The organism is Tritonibacter litoralis (genome assembly GCF_009496005.1).
Taxonomy (GTDB): Bacteria; Pseudomonadota; Alphaproteobacteria; order Rhodobacterales; family Rhodobacteraceae; genus Epibacterium; species Epibacterium litoralis.
In genome coordinates this window covers 457,562-472,299 of the sequence record NZ_WIBF01000001.1, presented here as the reverse complement: position 1 = coordinate 472,299, position 14,738 = coordinate 457,562, and the positions used below count along the sequence as shown (strand labels likewise).

General features: G+C 58.1%; 18 protein-coding genes. 17 read left to right on the top strand and 1 reads right to left on the bottom strand.

Translation table 11 applies throughout. The features are described from left to right. Positions 1–38: 38 nt before the first annotated feature. The 16 genes from GFB49_RS02280 to hypE all read left to right on the top strand — a co-directional run bounded on the left by GFB49_RS02280 (position 39) and on the right by hypE (position 13,263). Positions 39–1,133: a hydrogenase small subunit gene (locus GFB49_RS02280; RefSeq protein WP_153214171.1), complete on the top strand. Its 1,095-nt coding sequence runs from the start codon at positions 39–41 to the stop codon at positions 1,131–1,133. Between the two features lie 3 nt (positions 1,134–1,136). Then, positions 1,137–2,927 (top strand): nickel-dependent hydrogenase large subunit, encoded by a 1,791-nt coding sequence (locus GFB49_RS02275; RefSeq protein ID WP_153214170.1) that lies wholly within the window; start codon positions 1,137–1,139, stop codon positions 2,925–2,927. A gap of 12 nt (positions 2,928–2,939) precedes the next feature. Next, entirely contained in the window at positions 2,940–3,128 is a 189-nt protein-coding gene (locus GFB49_RS02270; protein ID WP_153214169.1) for a hypothetical protein, read from the top strand. A gap of 3 nt (positions 3,129–3,131) precedes the next feature. Further along, complete coding sequence (cybH, locus tag GFB49_RS02265) at positions 3,132–3,908, top strand: Ni/Fe-hydrogenase, b-type cytochrome subunit (protein ID WP_153214168.1); 777 nt, start codon at positions 3,132–3,134, stop codon at positions 3,906–3,908. Between the two features lie 280 nt (positions 3,909–4,188). Continuing rightward, entirely contained in the window at positions 4,189–4,797 is a 609-nt protein-coding gene (locus GFB49_RS02260) for a HyaD/HybD family hydrogenase maturation endopeptidase (protein WP_153214167.1), read from the top strand. Between the two features lie 4 nt (positions 4,798–4,801). After that, positions 4,802–5,128, top strand: a complete 327-nt coding sequence (hypC, locus tag GFB49_RS02255; RefSeq protein WP_153214166.1) for a HypC/HybG/HupF family hydrogenase formation chaperone — start codon at positions 4,802–4,804, stop codon at positions 5,126–5,128. 17 nt (positions 5,129–5,145) lie between these two features. Further along, positions 5,146–5,529 carry a thioredoxin domain-containing protein gene (locus tag GFB49_RS02250; RefSeq protein WP_153214165.1) on the top strand — a complete coding sequence of 128 codons (384 nt, stop codon included), beginning with the start codon at positions 5,146–5,148 and terminating at the stop codon, positions 5,527–5,529. Positions 5,530–5,540: 11 nt separating this feature from the next. Next, positions 5,541–6,380: a hydrogenase expression/formation protein gene (locus tag GFB49_RS02245; RefSeq protein WP_153214164.1), complete on the top strand. Its 840-nt coding sequence runs from the start codon at positions 5,541–5,543 to the stop codon at positions 6,378–6,380. Continuing rightward, positions 6,377–7,192 carry a [NiFe]-hydrogenase assembly chaperone HybE gene (hybE, locus tag GFB49_RS02240; RefSeq protein ID WP_153214163.1) on the top strand — a complete coding sequence of 272 codons (816 nt, stop codon included), beginning with the start codon at positions 6,377–6,379 and terminating at the stop codon, positions 7,190–7,192. Before GFB49_RS02245 ends, hybE begins: the two co-directional genes overlap by 4 nt. A 3-nt stretch (positions 7,193–7,195) precedes the next feature. Then, complete coding sequence (locus GFB49_RS02235; protein ID WP_153214162.1) at positions 7,196–8,083, top strand: hypothetical protein; 888 nt, start codon at positions 7,196–7,198, stop codon at positions 8,081–8,083. After that, positions 8,076–8,417, top strand: coding sequence for a hydrogenase maturation nickel metallochaperone HypA (gene hypA / locus GFB49_RS02230; protein ID WP_153214161.1), 342 nt, complete (start codon positions 8,076–8,078; stop codon positions 8,415–8,417). Before GFB49_RS02235 ends, hypA begins: the two co-directional genes overlap by 8 nt. Then, a complete protein-coding gene (hypB, locus tag GFB49_RS02225) occupies positions 8,417–9,289 on the top strand; it encodes a hydrogenase nickel incorporation protein HypB (protein WP_153214160.1) in 873 nt (290 codons plus the stop codon). The genes hypA and hypB overlap by 1 nt, the downstream gene beginning before the upstream one ends. 3 nt (positions 9,290–9,292) lie before the next feature. After that, positions 9,293–10,783, top strand: coding sequence for a sigma-54-dependent transcriptional regulator (locus tag GFB49_RS02220; protein WP_153214159.1), 1,491 nt, complete (start codon positions 9,293–9,295; stop codon positions 10,781–10,783). A gap of 2 nt (positions 10,784–10,785) precedes the next feature. Further along, complete coding sequence (hypC, locus tag GFB49_RS02215) at positions 10,786–11,076, top strand: HypC/HybG/HupF family hydrogenase formation chaperone (RefSeq protein WP_153214158.1); 291 nt, start codon at positions 10,786–10,788, stop codon at positions 11,074–11,076. Continuing rightward, on the top strand, positions 11,073–12,215 hold the full coding sequence (gene hypD, locus GFB49_RS02210) for a hydrogenase formation protein HypD (RefSeq protein ID WP_153214157.1): 1,143 nt from the start codon (positions 11,073–11,075) through the stop codon (positions 12,213–12,215). Before hypC (GFB49_RS02215) ends, hypD begins: the two co-directional genes overlap by 4 nt. 31 nt (positions 12,216–12,246) lie before the next feature. After that, positions 12,247–13,263 (top strand): hydrogenase expression/formation protein HypE, encoded by a 1,017-nt coding sequence (gene hypE / locus GFB49_RS02205; protein WP_153214543.1) that lies wholly within the window; start codon positions 12,247–12,249, stop codon positions 13,261–13,263. 70 nt (positions 13,264–13,333) lie between these two features. On the opposite strand, the gene ssb is transcribed toward hypE, so the two are convergent. Then, complete coding sequence (ssb, locus tag GFB49_RS02200) at positions 13,334–13,873, bottom strand: single-stranded DNA-binding protein (RefSeq protein ID WP_153214156.1); 540 nt, start codon at positions 13,871–13,873, stop codon at positions 13,334–13,336. A gap of 266 nt (positions 13,874–14,139) precedes the next feature. Between ssb and GFB49_RS02195 the strand changes: the two genes are divergently transcribed. Then, entirely contained in the window at positions 14,140–14,724 is a 585-nt protein-coding gene (locus GFB49_RS02195; RefSeq protein ID WP_153214155.1) for a lytic transglycosylase domain-containing protein, read from the top strand. The last annotated feature ends 14 nt before the right edge of the window (positions 14,725–14,738 follow it).

Genomic DNA, 14,738 nt, shown 5'->3' with positions numbered 1-14,738 from the left:
ATTCCACCGCACACCAGACGCGTTTGGGAGGACCAGCATTGAGCGAGATTGAGACCTTTTACGACGTGATGCGCCGGCAGGGGATTACCCGCCGCAGCTTCATGAAATACTGTTCGCTGACGGCAGCAGCCCTTGGCCTGTCGCCGTCCTTTGTGCCCAAAATCGCCCATGCGATGGAAAACAAGCCGCGCACACCGGTGATCTGGGTGCACGGTCTGGAGTGCACCTGCTGTTCTGAAAGCTTCATCCGTTCCGCCCACCCGCTGGCCAAGGATGTTGTGCTGTCGATGATCTCGCTCGATTACGACGACACGTTGATGGCGGCTGCGGGTCATGCGGCCGAAGCGGCCTTTGAAGAGACCATCGAGAAATACAGGGGTAACTACATCCTCGCCGTGGAGGGCAACCCGCCTTTGAACGAAGATGGGATGTACTGCATCACCGGTGGCAAGCCCTTTGTTGAGAAGCTCCGCCATGCGGCCAAGGACGCCAAGGCGATTATCAGCTGGGGGGCCTGCGCCTCTTATGGCTGTGTGCAGGCGGCCAAGCCGAACCCGACCCAGGCGACTCCGGTCCACAAGGTGATCACCGACAAGCCGATCATCAAGGTTCCGGGCTGCCCGCCGATTGCCGAGGTGATGACCGGTGTTATCACCTATATGCTGACCTTTGACCGTCTGCCCGAACTGGACCGTCAGGGTCGCCCGGCGATGTTCTATTCCCAGCGGATCCACGACAAATGCTACCGCCGTCCGCACTTTGACGCGGGTCAGTTCGTCGAAGCCTGGGACGATGAAAACGCGCGCAAGGGCTACTGCCTTTATAAAATGGGCTGCAAAGGCCCGACCACCTACAACGCCTGTTCCACCGTGCGCTGGAACGAAGGTGTCTCTTTCCCGATCCAATCCGGCCATGGCTGTATCGGCTGTTCCGAGGATGGCTTCTGGGATCAAGGCAGTTTCTATGACCGGGTAACCGATCTGACCCAATTCGGGGTCGAGGCAAACGCTGACAAAATCGGCATCGCGGCAACCGGGGTGGTGGGCGCTGGTGTCGCGGCGCATGCGGCTGTCACGGCGCTCAAGGCGGCGCAACGTAAAACCCAAACCCGAACTGAAAAAGAGGAGGCCTGATAGATGGCGACGACCCCGAATGGTTTCGACCTTGATGATTCCGGCCGCCGTATTGTTGTGGACCCGGTGACCCGGATCGAAGGCCATATGCGATGCGAAGTAAACGTGGATGATGACGGTGTCATCCGCAACGCAGTCTCCACCGGCACCATGTGGCGCGGGTTGGAAGTGATCCTGAAGGGGCGCGATCCGCGGGATGCCTGGGCCTTTGCGGAGCGTGTTTGCGGCGTGTGTACCGGCACCCATGCGCTGACGTCTGTACGTGCGGTTGAGGATGCGTTGAAAATCGACATCCCGGACAATGCCAATTCGATCCGGAACCTGATGCAGCTGGCGCTGCATATCCACGACCACGTTGTGCATTTCTACCATTTGCACGCGCTCGATTGGGTCAATCCTGTCAATGCGCTGCGCGCGGATCCCAAGGCAACATCTGAGCTGCAACAGGCCGTGTCGCCGTCGCATCCGATGTCGTCGCCGGGGTATTTCCGCGATGTTCAGAACCGTCTGAAAAAATTCGTGGAATCCGGCCAGCTTGGCCTGTTCAAAAACGGCTATTGGGACAACCCGGCCTATAAGCTGTCTGCCGAAGCGGATCTGATGGCGACCACTCACTATCTGGAAGCGCTGGATCTGCAGAAAGAGATCGTCAAGATCCACACGATCTTTGGCGGTAAGAACCCGCACCCCAATTGGCTGGTGGGCGGCGTGCCGTGCCCGATCAATGTTCACAGCACCGGTGCAGTGGGGGCGATCAACATTGAACGTTTGAACCTGGTGGAAACCATCATCAAACAGACCACGGATTTCTGCCGCAACGTCTACATCCCGGATGTGCAGGCCATTGGTGGGTTCTATAAATCCTGGCTTTATGGCGGCGGCATCTCTTCGCAGTCGGTGCTGTCTTACGGCGATATTCCCGAACATCCCAATGACTTCTCGGCCGGTCAGCTACACTTGCCGCGCGGTGCGATCATCAACGGCAACCTCAACGAAGTGCATGATGTGGACATCCGCAACCCTGATGAAATTCAGGAGTTTGTGGACCACAGCTGGTACACCTATGGGGAGCCGGGCAAAGGTCTGCACCCCTGGGACGGCGACACCAGCCCCAAATTTGAACTGGGTCCCAATGCCAAAGGCACCAAGACCAACATCAAACAGCTGGATGAGGCTGGTAAATATTCCTGGATCAAAGCGCCGCGCTGGCGTGGGCATCCGATGGAGGTGGGACCGCTGGCGCGTTACATTGTCGGCTACGCCGCCGGTCACGAGGACATCAAGAACCAGGTGGATGGTTTCCTGCGCACCATGGATCTGCCGTTTGATGCAGTCTTCTCGACCTTGGGGCGGACGGCGGCGCGGGCGCTGGAATCCGAATACCAGTGCCGTTTGATGACGCACTTCATGAACAAGTTGATCACCAACATCAAAAACGGCGACGAGAATACGGCCAATGTGGCCAAATGGGATCCGTCCACATGGCCCAAAGAGGTCAAAGGTGTGGGTGTCACCGAAGCACCGCGCGGTGCGCTGGGGCATTGGATCAAGATCAAGGACGGCCGCATCGAGAATTATCAGGCGGTGGTCCCAACCACCTGGAACGGCTCTCCGCGCGACACCCAGGGCAATATCGGCGCCTTTGAGGCGTCGCTGATGAACACACCGATGGAACGTCCGGAAGAGCCGGTGGAAATCCTGCGCACCCTGCACAGTTTCGACCCCTGCCTGGCCTGTTCCACACATGTCATGTCGCCGGATGGCGATGAGCTCAGCACCGTCAAAGTGCGCTAAGGGAGGAAGATCATGAAAAAACTGGCTGTTGTTCTTGCCACTGCTGCAACCCCTGCGTTGGCTCATCCGGGCCACGCAGAGCTGCCGGGGGCCGCAGGCCACACATTGGCGCATATCCTTTTGGCCGTCTTGGCAGCGGGTATTGTCTGGGCTGGGGTGCAGATCCTGAAGTCATGGCGCGCCTCCCGTCAGGAGGAGTGATCCATGTCAGAGGATACAATCCATATTCCAAATCCCAAAAGTCCGCCGCCGCTTGAAACCGCGCAGCTGACGGGGGATGCAACGGCGGAAGACATTGAAAGCGTGCGTGTGCGGACCTCGGTCTTTGTCTACGAATGGCCGGTGCGCCTGTGGCATTGGGTCAATGCGCTGGCGATTACAGTGCTGTGCCTGACCGGTTGGTTTATTGGCTCGCCGCCGCCGTCGATGCAGATCGCCGAGGCGACCCATCAGTTTGTGTTCGGCTATATCCGCTTTGCCCATTTTGCGGCGGGTATGATCATGACTGTGGGCTTCTTTGGCCGCATGTATTGGGCCTGGGCGGGCAATCATCACGCCAAACAGCTGTTCATTATCCCTCTGTTTAACAAACACTGGTGGAAAGAGATCTTCTTTGAGATCCGCTGGTATATGTTCCTGGAGAAAGAGCCGCAGAAATACGTGGGCCACAACCCGTTGGCACAGCTGGCGATGTTTGGGTTTATCACGCTGGGGTCGACCTTCATGATCATCTCGGGCTGGGCACTCTATTCCGAAGGCACAGGCCGGGGCAGTTTTGCCGATATGGTGGCGGGCTGGTTCCTGACGCTTGTGGGTAATTCCCAGGCTGTGCATTCGCTGCACCATATGGGCATGTGGTTTATCCTGATCTTTATGATCATCCACATCTATGTGGCAATCCGCGAAGACATCATGTCCCGCCAGTCCATGGTTTCAACCATGATCTCGGGCACTCGGACCTTCAAGGACGACCGCCCGTAATTGCGTTGAAATCGGTACTCGAATCAAGGGGGCGGGACAGTGCGTTCCGCCCCTTTGGTATGTGGGTTTTCAGTTTTTGCCTAGAGTGGTAGTCTGATTACCGCCAAAAGCTGCGGTGAAAATGTGTATTTTTGGTTAAATGAGAATAAAATCAACGTATTGCAGTGTATTCAATGGTATTCCATAAATCTGTGTCCTGTGATGCCTGAGCCAGATAGTTTTCATTCCAGAGGAAACCGGAAAGCTAGCAACCAATTTTCCGGCGCTGGAGGAGGCCAATATGGCGTTACGCATCCTGGTGATGGGCATCGGCAATGTTTTATGGGCGGATGAGGGCTTCGGGGTTCGCTGTGTCGAACATCTGAGCGAGAATTATAAGTTCGAGCCCCATGTAACTGTTCTGGATGGTGGCACGCAGGGGCTATATCTCTTGCCGTTTCTGGAAGAGGCAGACGCGCTTTTGGTGTTTGACGCCATTGATTACGGTCTTGCACCAGGAACCTTGAAAATCGTCGAAAATGACGAGGTGCCCCGCTTTATGGGGGCCAAGAAGATGAGCCTGCATCAGACCGGGTTTCAGGACGTGATCGCCACAGCGCAGCTGATGGGATATTGCCCGGAAGCGCTGACGCTGATCGGCTGCCAGCCCGAAGAACTGGATGATTATGGCGGAGGTCTGCGGGACATCGTGGCCGCCCAGATCGAACCGGCTGTTAAGATTGCTTTGGAAAAGCTCGCAATCTGGGGCGCGGTTGCTGAAAAGGGGCGGGGTGATGACAGCATGATTGCTGACCCTTCCATTCAGCGCAGCGCCTACGAAAAAGGGCGACCCGACGCAGCAGAGGCGTGCCGCACCGGCGACGATCGTTTCTTCCCGAGTGAGGTTTAAGGGGATGTGTGTTGGCATTCCCATGCAGATCCTCTCGGTCGAAGGCATTGCGGCGCAGGCCAGGGAAAGTGCACACAGACCGGTCGAGATCATTGACCTGTCACTCACCGGCCCGCTTGAGCCGGGCGCTTGGGTGCTCAGCTTCCTGGGGGCCGCGCGTGAGGTGATCAGTGCCGAAGAGGCCGGAAACATATCAAACGCGCTGGATGGTCTGCGCTCTCTGATGGAGGGGGGCGATCTGGGCAATGCCTTTGCCGATCTGGAAGCGCGCACACCAAGTTTACCCCCCCATCTGCAGGCGGCAGCCGCGCAGGGCAAAACAGTGGGCTGACCGGAGGAATACGTAAAATGACACATCCCTTGATTGACCGACTGACCGATGAAATGGGCTGGCCGTTGCTGGCCGAAAAAGAGGCGCTGGCCGCGTATGTGGGGCGCCCGGGTGTACATGTCTTGTTTGTGCCGGGCGACCCAAAACGCAATCTGGAAACCGCCGATGTGGCGGTGATCCTGCCCGAGCTAAGAATGGCCTTTCAGGGCAAATTTGACTGTGCAGTGGTGGCCGATGCGATCGAGGCTGATCTGCGTCAGGACACCAAAGTTCTGAAAACGCCCAGCCTGATCTTCTTCCGCGAAGGCAAGATGATCGGTGCACTGCCCAAGGTGCGCGATTGGGACGAATATGTTCTGCGCATCACCCAGATTATCTCGCAACCCGAAGCCGTTCAGTAAGGAGCCATAAAATGGTTGGCAATTTTCATATGCCCCCTATGGGGTACGGCCCAGGATCACAACCTTCCGAAGAGGACGGCAACGAGCTGAAGTATTTGCAGATGCCGCAGGACATGAGCTCCTATGTAACCCATCTGCCCGAGGTCGAAGACACCACCCATTTGCAACCTGCCTTGGACCTTTTGGCCGATATCGCCGCGGCTGCAACTGCGGTCGGGCAGGGTGGCGAAAACCAGACCTTTGATCTGTCGACACTCGACAAGGAAAACCGGGACCTCATGGCGGAAACCCTGGGCGAGGGCGAAGTGGCTATGAAAATACGCTCGATCCCCGCAATTGGCGTGCAGGAGAGCGTGTTTGCCGGGGTCTGGGTGCTGGGCGGAGCAAATGTGGACGCAGTTGAGGTCGGCGCGGTCCCACGCGCCGCACGGGATGAGGCGTTTACGGCGAAACGTGAGCCCACTGGCGAAAAGACACCACGCACCCCATCGGTGGTCAATGCGCCGCCCTTGTTGGTGGAGCTGGAAGACAAGTCCAGGGCCTTCACGCCAGAGACGGACACTCATGTGGTGAACCTGACCCTTCTGCCCCATACCGAGGATGATCTGGCCTGGCTGGAACAGGCCATGGGCCAAGGCGCGGTGGAAATCCTGTCGCGCGGCTATGGCAACTGCCGGGTTACGGCAACGGCGTTGCCGCATGTCTGGCAGGTTCGGTTTTATAATTCCATGGATGTGCTCATCCTCGACACCTATGAGGTCACCGCCATGCCGGAGGTTGCGATTGCCGCGCCCGAGGATTTGATCGACAGCGGCGAACGCATCGTCGAAGTGCTGGAGGCGATCCGATGAGCGGTTTTGAAGGCTCATTTATGGGGGCTGCTGACAAGATCAGCGACCAGGCGATCATGGAATGTAAGATCTGCTGGACGCCGTATGATCCGGCCGAAGGGGATGACACACGTTCGATCCTGCCCGGCACCGCGTTTCTGGCCCTGCCCGAGGATTGGAAATGCCCGACCTGTGACGCGCCCAAGGAACAGTTCATGGTCTCTGATGATCCGGGTGCCGATATGGTGCGTGAGGCGCAGGTTCTGAAAAACAAGACTGACGCGTTGGTTGCGGATTTTACCGAGGTCTGGCACGCCAAGATGCGGGATGTTCCCATGGTCAACAAACTCTTGAACGTGGAGGCCGTGGGGTGGGTGGTCCACAAGGGCCGCCCCTTGGGTGTGCTGATATCACCTTGGTTCATGAACCTGATCCAACTGCCGGGGGAAGATGAGGATTGGTCAGATCTGACACCGGGAGCAAAAGAGTATCTGTCTTTTGAATCCGGGGACTATGAGTTCATCCACAACACGCGGGAGATGACAGGTGGCTACAAAGCCTGCTCGCTGTTTTCACCTATGGGCGAGTTTCGTTCACAGCAGCAAGCGGTGGATGTAGGACGTGCGGTGATGCAGGCGCTCTTTATGGAAGAGCACCGTGCTGAAACCGACCGCGCCGCTGACATCCGCGAAATGCGGGAGGATGAACTGGAAGCCAAACGCCAGGCCGAAGAAGACGCCGCCTCCTCCGAAACAGAGGAGACAAGCGATCTGCCGACCGAGGCCACCCGCCGTCAGGTGCTGACCGCAGGTCTGTCCGGTGACGCGAGCTGAGACATGTTGGACCGCACGCCGCAGCTATCGGATCTTGATATCGCCCCGGCGCCGCCGATTGGGGACTATTTGATCGGGCGTTCTGTGGCCGATGCGGTGGCGATTGTGCCGCGGATCTTTAACCTCTGTCGCATGACGCAAGAGGTGGCGGTGAAACTCGCGTTTGACGTGGAGTTGCCCCAAGATTGGCAAGCGCAGTTGCAGGCGGATATTCTGCGCGAGCATCAGTTTCGTCTGGGTATCCTGTTGCCTGGCCGGTTGGGTCTGCAACCTTTGGCGATGCCGAACGGGGAGGGGACCGCAACGGATTGGCTTGCCTCCTTTGTTGGCACATCCGGGTTTCCGGATACTGCGGAGGCGTTCGAGCGGTTTTTGACAGGGCTATCTCCGGCCTCGCTTCTGCTGCACGCAGTTGATCGCTGTTTTGCGGCGGGAGAGGCCTGTTATCACGACCTTGTGCCCACTTCGATTGAGACGGCAGAAACACTTGCGCCGCAGGACAATACGGTTGCCGCGCGCTCTGCACATCACCCGGTGATGCAGCATATTGCAATAACCCGCGGGCACGGCCCTTTGTGGCAGATTGTGGGGCGCATACTCGACGTCGAAAACACAGAGAATGAGCTGTTGCCTGCGCCCGTCTGTAGTCATCGCTCGGTGTGTGTTCCAGCTGCGCGCGGTCTTTTTGTGGTACGGGCCAGCCAGTCTGCGGGGCGGGTCACAGGCTTTACACGGGTGACGCCAACCGATCATTTGCTGGCGCAAGGCGGCGTTTTGGAGCAGGCTTTGGCAAATCTTCCGGATCACAAGGCGCATCGCGCGTCGCTGGTGATTGATATTTTTGACCCGTGCCAGCCGGTGGCCATCAAAGAAGGGGCAAGCCATGCATGAAATGTCTCTGTGTGAGGGGATCCGGCAGGTGATCGAGGATCAGGCCACCCAACACAACATCACGCAGGTTAAACGCGTGCGGGTGGAAATTGGCCGCTTTGCCGGTGTTGAAAAGCCCGCGCTTGAATTCGCTTTTGAGGTGGTGATGCGCGGCTCTGTGGCCGAAGGGGCGGAGCTGATCATGCTCGACTTGCCCGGGCGCGCCATGTGTTATGATTGCGCGCAAGAGGTTGAAATTGACGATCGTCTTGCGCCTTGCCCGAAATGCGGCGGAGGCCGCTTGATGCCGATGGGCGGCGACGAAATGCGAATAAAAGACTTGGAGGTCAACTGATGTGTACCGTTTGCGGATGCGGAACAGCCAGCGTTGAAGGGCATCATCACCATCATGATCATGGCAGCGGCTCGGACCAGGCGCACAGCCATGGCCACAGCCACGCGCATGACCACAGCCATTCTCATGATCATGTCCATAGCCATGACATGCATTTTGGCCAAGGTCCGGCGGGTGTGGCCGTACCGGGAATGAGCCAGGATCGGCTGATCGAGATCGAAACTGATATCTTGGCCAAAAACGACCGCTATGCCGATGCCAACCGCGCTGTGCTGAAAGGGTTGGACGCCTTTGCTGTGAACCTTGTCTCCTCGCCAGGGTCGGGCAAGACCACCTTGTTGTGCAAAACGATCGAGATGCTGGGGGATCAACCCTTGGCCGTTATCGAAGGTGATCAGCAAACCGCCAATGACGCCGAGCGTATTCGTGCAACCGGTGCCACTGCGATCCAGGTCAACACTGGCAAGGGCTGTCATCTGGATGGACATATGGTAGGGCACGCCATGGAGCATCTGGAACTGGCGCAGCAATCGTTCCTGTTTATCGAAAATGTCGGAAATCTGGTCTGCCCTGCGGCTTTTGACCTGGGCGAAGATTGCAAAGTCGCGGTGATCAGCGTCACCGAAGGTGAAGACAAGCCGTTGAAATACCCGGATATGTTCACCGCATCCCGGATTGCTTTGCTGAACAAGGTCGATCTGGCCCCTTATTGCGACGTGGATCTGGACCTCTATGAGAAAAACCTGCGTCGCGTGAACCCGGGTATCGAAGTGATCCGCTTGTCTGCCCGCACCGGCGAAGGGATGGAGCATTGGGTCAATTGGCTCAAAGGCAGTCTGGCACGTAAACAGGGCCGGGCCGCAGCGGAGTAAACCATGTCAGAGACGCTCCCCACTGTTCTATTGGTTGATGATGAGGAACATTCGCTGGCCTCCATGCGCATGGCGCTTGAGGATGACTTTGACTGTCTGACCGCAACCAACGCAGATGACGCGGCACGTCTGATGCAGGAGCATTTTGTTCAGGTGATCTTCTGTGATCAGCGTATGCCGGGGAAGTCCGGTGTCGCTTTCCTCAGCGAAGTGCGGGAGCAGTGGCCGGACACGGTGCGGATCATCATCACCGGCTATACCGAGACCAACGACATTATCGCGGCGATCAATGATGCGGGTATCTATCAGTTCCTGACCAAACCCTGGCACCCGGACCAACTGGTCATGAGCGCCAAGAACGCCGCTGATCTGTTCCGCCTTAACCGGGAAAATGCGCAGATGACGTTGGAGATGCGCTACCTCTCACGCAGTGTGGAAAGCAAGGTCGAAGAGCAGCGCCGCGCCCTGCGTGAAGGTCTGGGTTTTGAAAACGTGCTGCGTGCGCCCAATTCGCCCGTCAACGGTGTCATCGAACAGGCGCGCCAGTTTGCCAGTTTTGACGTGCCAGTGATGATCCATGGGGAAGCCGGCACAGACAAGGCTTCGGTTGCACGGGCGATGCATTACAGCTCGTTACGCTCGGATCGGCCGTTTTATGCGATCAACTGCGTCGGAGTTGATGAGGATCTGTTGGAGGAGGAGCTGTTTGGCGTGCGTCGCCGCGGTATGCAAGGGCGGAACACGCAGAAACTGGGCCTGCTGCGCAAGGCGGATCAGGGTACGCTCTATATGACCGGGTTCACCGAACTCACAGCGCGTCTGCAGCTTTCTATGGCCCGGTTTGCAATCACCGGTGAATTCCGCCCCATTGGCGGTGGAGAGATGGAGCGCAGCGATGTGCGCCTGATTGTGGGCTGTGAAAAAGACATGGCCAAGGAGGTCGCTGCCGATCGCTTTCGGGCTGATTTGTACTATGCGATCAACACAACCGCGCTGACCATGCCGCCTTTGCGGTCCCGTCTGGCCGATCTGCCGGTTCTGGCGCAGAACTACCTGTTTGATGCCGCCGCCAAACATGGCAAGCCGGTGCATGGTCTTTCGGACGACGCGCTGCGGTTTCTGGAACGCTATGACTGGCCCGGAAATCTGCGCGAGCTGGAAAACGAAATGGTGCGCATGCTGATCTTCTCGCAGGACAGCATTCTGGGCCCCGAGCTGATCAGCCGCCACATTTTGCAAGCCAATCCAGAAACAGGTCGCGAAAGTGACGCGAAGCTGGACAGTGTTCTGGTGTCAGAAGGCACATTGAAAGACCGGGTGGAGCAGATTGAAATGCGTATCCTGCGGGAAACGCTGACACGGCTGAAATGGAACAAAAGCCGCGCCGCCAATGAACTTGGCCTCAGCCGGGTGGGGTTGCGCGCCAAGATTGACCGATACGGGATCGCTGCTCCGGACAAGAAGCGCGGCGCCCAGCACCAAGAGGAGGAATAGCCATGTGCCTTGGGATACCAGGCCAGATAGTAGCCATCACCGATGAAACCAGGATGATGGCCATGGCCGAAGTCTCTGGTGTGCGGCGCGAGGTCAATGTGGCCTGCATCGCGCTGGGTGATCTGGACGCTCTGGTGGGGAAATGGGCGTTGATCCATGTTGGCTTTGCCATGAGCGAGATTGACGAGGAGGAAGCCGCCAAAACGCTGGAAGCCCTACGCGGTCTGGGAGAAGCGCAGGAAACGTTGGAGGCCATGGCCGAAGGGGACAAGGCCTTGGAGGGCACACAATGAAATACGCCGACGAATTCCGCGATCCGGTTGCCGCCAAAGCTCTGTTGGATGAGATCAGCAAAGTTGTGGCAGACATTGGCGCAACGGCCGAAAAACCCGTCCACATTATGGAGATCTGCGGCGGCCACACCCATGCGATCTTTCGCTATGGGCTGGACAAGCTGACCCCTGCGGGGATCGAGTTTATCCACGGCCCCGGCTGTCCGGTCTGTGTCCTGCCCATGAGCCGCGTGGATGAATGTGTGGAGCTGGCCGAACGTCCCGAAGTCATTTTTACCACCTTCGGGGATGCCATGCGGGTGCCCGGCACCAAGAAATCGCTGATGCAGGCCAAGGCGGACGGCGCGGATATCCGCATGGTCTATTCGCCACTGGATGCGCTGGAAATTGCACGCCGCAATCCCGAACGCGAGGTTGTTTTCTTTGGTCTTGGGTTTGAAACCACGACACCGTCGACGGCGCTGTCGATCCAGCAAGCAGCGCGCGAAGGGCTGACCAATTTCACCGTCTTCTGCAATCATATCACTGTCCCGCCGCCGATTCTGGCCTTGTTGCAGGATCCGCATATGGTGCTGGATGGGTTTGTCGGTCCGGGGCACGTGTCGATGGTGATTGGCACCCATCCTTATGATTTCATTGCTCAAGACTATGGTAAACCAATTGTTGTCGCCGGGTTCGAACCGCTTGATCTGCTGCAATCCGTTTTGATGGTCCTGGAACAGATCCGCGATGGCCGCGCCGAGGTGGAGAACCAATATGCCCGCGTGGTGCCGGAAAGTGGCAACCCGGTCTCAATGGCCGCCATTGCCGATGTCTATGAGGCGCGCCCAACCTTTGAATGGCGGGGTTTGGGGGAAATTGATGAAAGCGGCCTGCGTATTCGTCCCAAATACGCAGCCTTTGACGCCGAGGAGAAGTTCGGCATCGGTTATGGCGCAGAAAGCCGTCTGGTTGCAGAACCCGAAGGGTGCGCCTGCGGATCTGTTATGACGGGTCGGATGAAACCGGTTCAGTGCCCGCAATTTGGCAAAGGCTGCACACCGGAAATGCCGCTGGGCGCGCTAATGGTCAGCTCCGAAGGGGCCTGTGCGGCCTATTACCAATACGGCGGTGCCCGCGCCATTGAGCCCGCAGAGTAAGGGGACAACAGCAGTGACACTTCCCAAACCTATGCGTGATGCGCGGGTAACGCTGTCCCATGGTGGTGGCGGCAAAGCCATGCGTGAGTTGATTGAAACCGTGTTCACCTCGGTCTTTCAACCCGACACGATGGAAGATCAGGCCCGGTTGATGAACAGCGCCTTGCAGGAGCCCGGCGCACGGCTGGCCTTTACCACGGACAGTTTTGTGGTGGACCCCGTGGAATTTCCCGGCGGCGACATTGGCAAAATCGCGGTTTGTGGCACGGTGAATGATCTGGCTGTGGGGGGCGCAAAACCCCTGTGGCTGTCGGCCGCCTTTATCATCGAAGAAGGCACCGAGATCGCCCTCTTGCAGCGCATTGTGGCCTCGATGGCTGCCGAGGCCGAGAAAGCGGGCGTGCGGATTGTCACCGGCGATACCAAGGTTGTGGGCAGGGGCAGCGCGGACAAAGTGTTTGTCACCACATCCGGCGTGGGGGTGATCCCGCCGGGGCGCAGACTGTCTGCGGACCAGGCGCAGGTTGGCGATATGGTGCTGGTGAATGGGATGCTGGGGGATCACGGCGCTGCCATTCTGGCCGCGCGCGGCGACATGGCCTTGTCGACAGAGGTCCAATCGGACTGTGCCGGCCTTGGTCATCTGATGGAGGCGGTGTTGGCGGCGGCGCCAAATACCCGTGCGGCCCGCGATGCAACGCGTGGCGGGGTGGCCTCGGTTTTAAACGAAATTGCCGAAGCCGCCGGGACGTCTATCCAGATCCAAGAGACCGCCTTGCCCCTGCGCGCCGAGGTCAAAGGCATGTGTGAGATCCTCGGGCTTGATCCCCTGTATCTGGCAAATGAGGGGACGCTGGTTTTGATTGTGCCCGCGGATGAGGCCGAGGCGGCTCTTGCGGCGATGCGGGCTTTGCCCGAGGGGAAGGGTGCTGTGGCCATTGGCAAAATCTGCGAGGGTCCGCGGGGACGGGTTACAATGCAGACGCTGTTTGGCGGTCAGCGGATTGTTGACATGTTGGTGGGTGAACAGTTACCGCGGATTTGCTAAGGGATTGCATTTCAACGAAAAACCGCCGCTCCAAATGGGCGGCGGTTTCTTCTGGTTTGCTTTGGTCGACTTAGAACGGGATTTCGTCGTCGTCGATGTTGTGGGATGCGCCGCCGCCTTGGTTGCCGCCGCCAAATCCGCCACCACCTTGCGGGCCGCTGTCGTAGCCGCCGCCTTGTGGGCCACTGTCATAGCCACCGCCACCAAAGTTGCCGCCGCCGCCTTGGCCGCCACCAAAGCCGCCGCCGCCACCTTCGCCACGGCCGTCCAGCATGGTCAGCGTGGAGCCGAACCCTTGCAGAACAACTTCGGTCGAATAGCGGTCCTGGCCGTTTTGGTCCTGCCATTTGCGGGTTTGCAGCTGGCCTTCGACATAGACCTTGGAACCTTTGCGCAGATACTGTTCCGCCACACGCACCAGGCCTTCGTTGAAGATCGCAACCGAATGCCATTCGGTCTTTTCGCGACGCTCCCCGGTGTTGCGGTCTTTCCAGGTTTCAGAGGTCGCAATCCGCAGGTTGCAGACTTTGCCACCGTTCTGGAAGCTGCGCACCTCTGGGTCGCGACCCAAGTTGCCGATTATCATGACTTTGTTGAGAGATCCGGCCATCTTGGTCGTGTCCTTTATCATTAAGCTTGTGCATCAGGGATGCATAAAAGTCGAACCCCGCGTCGAATCCTATGCGGCGCGGTTTTCGCTACACTATCTTTCTGGACCATCGGAGGAAAGTCGCCAATCGGGGGCCAAAGGCTTGTTGGACAGAGGGGCATTTTGATAAGACTTGTGCAATCGTAAGCTGGCTGACGATCATGTGCTTTAAAAATTCACAAAAAATCGCTATATTCTGAAGCGGTTCAGGGGAGACAGAGCGCCAAATGCGAATTTCACTGGTGGGGGCAAGCGTGGCTTGTGCGTTGATTGCCAACGCGGCTGCAGCTCAGGTGTTCTCGAGTAAAAACCGCAGGGACTTGTTTGCGTCTCATACGCGGGTGTTGGATGGGCGTGCGGCCAGCCAATACAAAGGGTCTGCGCGCCTGCAGCCTGAGAGCTTTCGCATTGACCTTGCACCAAAAAACCTGCGCTACACCGGGAAGTACAAAGGGCGCTATCTGAAAATCGCCCGTCGCGCGGCCCGTCAAAATGGCATTCCCGAAGATCTGTTCCTGCGTCTTGTGCAGCAAGAGAGCAACTGGAACCCAAACGCGAAATCCCACAAAGGGGCCTTGGGCCTTGCGCAGTTGATGCCGGCCACCGCTGCGACATTGGGGGTGGACCCGACCAATCCTAAGCAAAACCTGGAAGGCGGCGCGCGGTATCTGGCCCAGCAATACCGCAAATTTGGCTCGTGGCGCTTGGCCTTGGCAGCCTATAACGCAGGCCCCGGAGCGGTTGAGAAATACGGCGGTGTTCCGCCCTACAAAGAGACCAAGAACTATGTGCTGAAGATCCTGGGCAGCTGAATCGCCTCGGCATT

Coding starts and splice junctions, on each gene's coding strand:
- hypC (WP_153214158.1), top strand. CDS start 10,786: ATGTGCCTTGGGATACCAGGCCAGATAGTAGCCATCACCGATGAAACC.
- GFB49_RS02245 (WP_153214164.1), top strand. CDS start 5,541: ATGGTTGGCAATTTTCATATGCCCCCTATGGGGTACGGCCCAGGATCA.
- GFB49_RS02250 (WP_153214165.1), top strand. CDS start 5,146: ATGACACATCCCTTGATTGACCGACTGACCGATGAAATGGGCTGGCCG.
- GFB49_RS02235 (WP_153214162.1), top strand. CDS start 7,196: ATGTTGGACCGCACGCCGCAGCTATCGGATCTTGATATCGCCCCGGCG.
- GFB49_RS02275 (WP_153214170.1), top strand. CDS start 1,137: ATGGCGACGACCCCGAATGGTTTCGACCTTGATGATTCCGGCCGCCGT.
- hypB (WP_153214160.1), top strand. CDS start 8,417: ATGTGTACCGTTTGCGGATGCGGAACAGCCAGCGTTGAAGGGCATCAT.
- hypA (WP_153214161.1), top strand. CDS start 8,076: ATGCATGAAATGTCTCTGTGTGAGGGGATCCGGCAGGTGATCGAGGAT.
- GFB49_RS02195 (WP_153214155.1), top strand. CDS start 14,140: ATGCGAATTTCACTGGTGGGGGCAAGCGTGGCTTGTGCGTTGATTGCC.
- hypC (WP_153214166.1), top strand. CDS start 4,802: ATGTGTGTTGGCATTCCCATGCAGATCCTCTCGGTCGAAGGCATTGCG.
- GFB49_RS02270 (WP_153214169.1), top strand. CDS start 2,940: ATGAAAAAACTGGCTGTTGTTCTTGCCACTGCTGCAACCCCTGCGTTG.
- GFB49_RS02260 (WP_153214167.1), top strand. CDS start 4,189: ATGGCGTTACGCATCCTGGTGATGGGCATCGGCAATGTTTTATGGGCG.
- hypE (WP_153214543.1), top strand. CDS start 12,247: ATGCGTGATGCGCGGGTAACGCTGTCCCATGGTGGTGGCGGCAAAGCC.
- ssb (WP_153214156.1), bottom strand. CDS start 13,873: ATGGCCGGATCTCTCAACAAAGTCATGATAATCGGCAACTTGGGTCGC.
- GFB49_RS02220 (WP_153214159.1), top strand. CDS start 9,293: ATGTCAGAGACGCTCCCCACTGTTCTATTGGTTGATGATGAGGAACAT.
- hybE (WP_153214163.1), top strand. CDS start 6,377: ATGAGCGGTTTTGAAGGCTCATTTATGGGGGCTGCTGACAAGATCAGC.
- cybH (WP_153214168.1), top strand. CDS start 3,132: ATGTCAGAGGATACAATCCATATTCCAAATCCCAAAAGTCCGCCGCCG.
- hypD (WP_153214157.1), top strand. CDS start 11,073: ATGAAATACGCCGACGAATTCCGCGATCCGGTTGCCGCCAAAGCTCTG.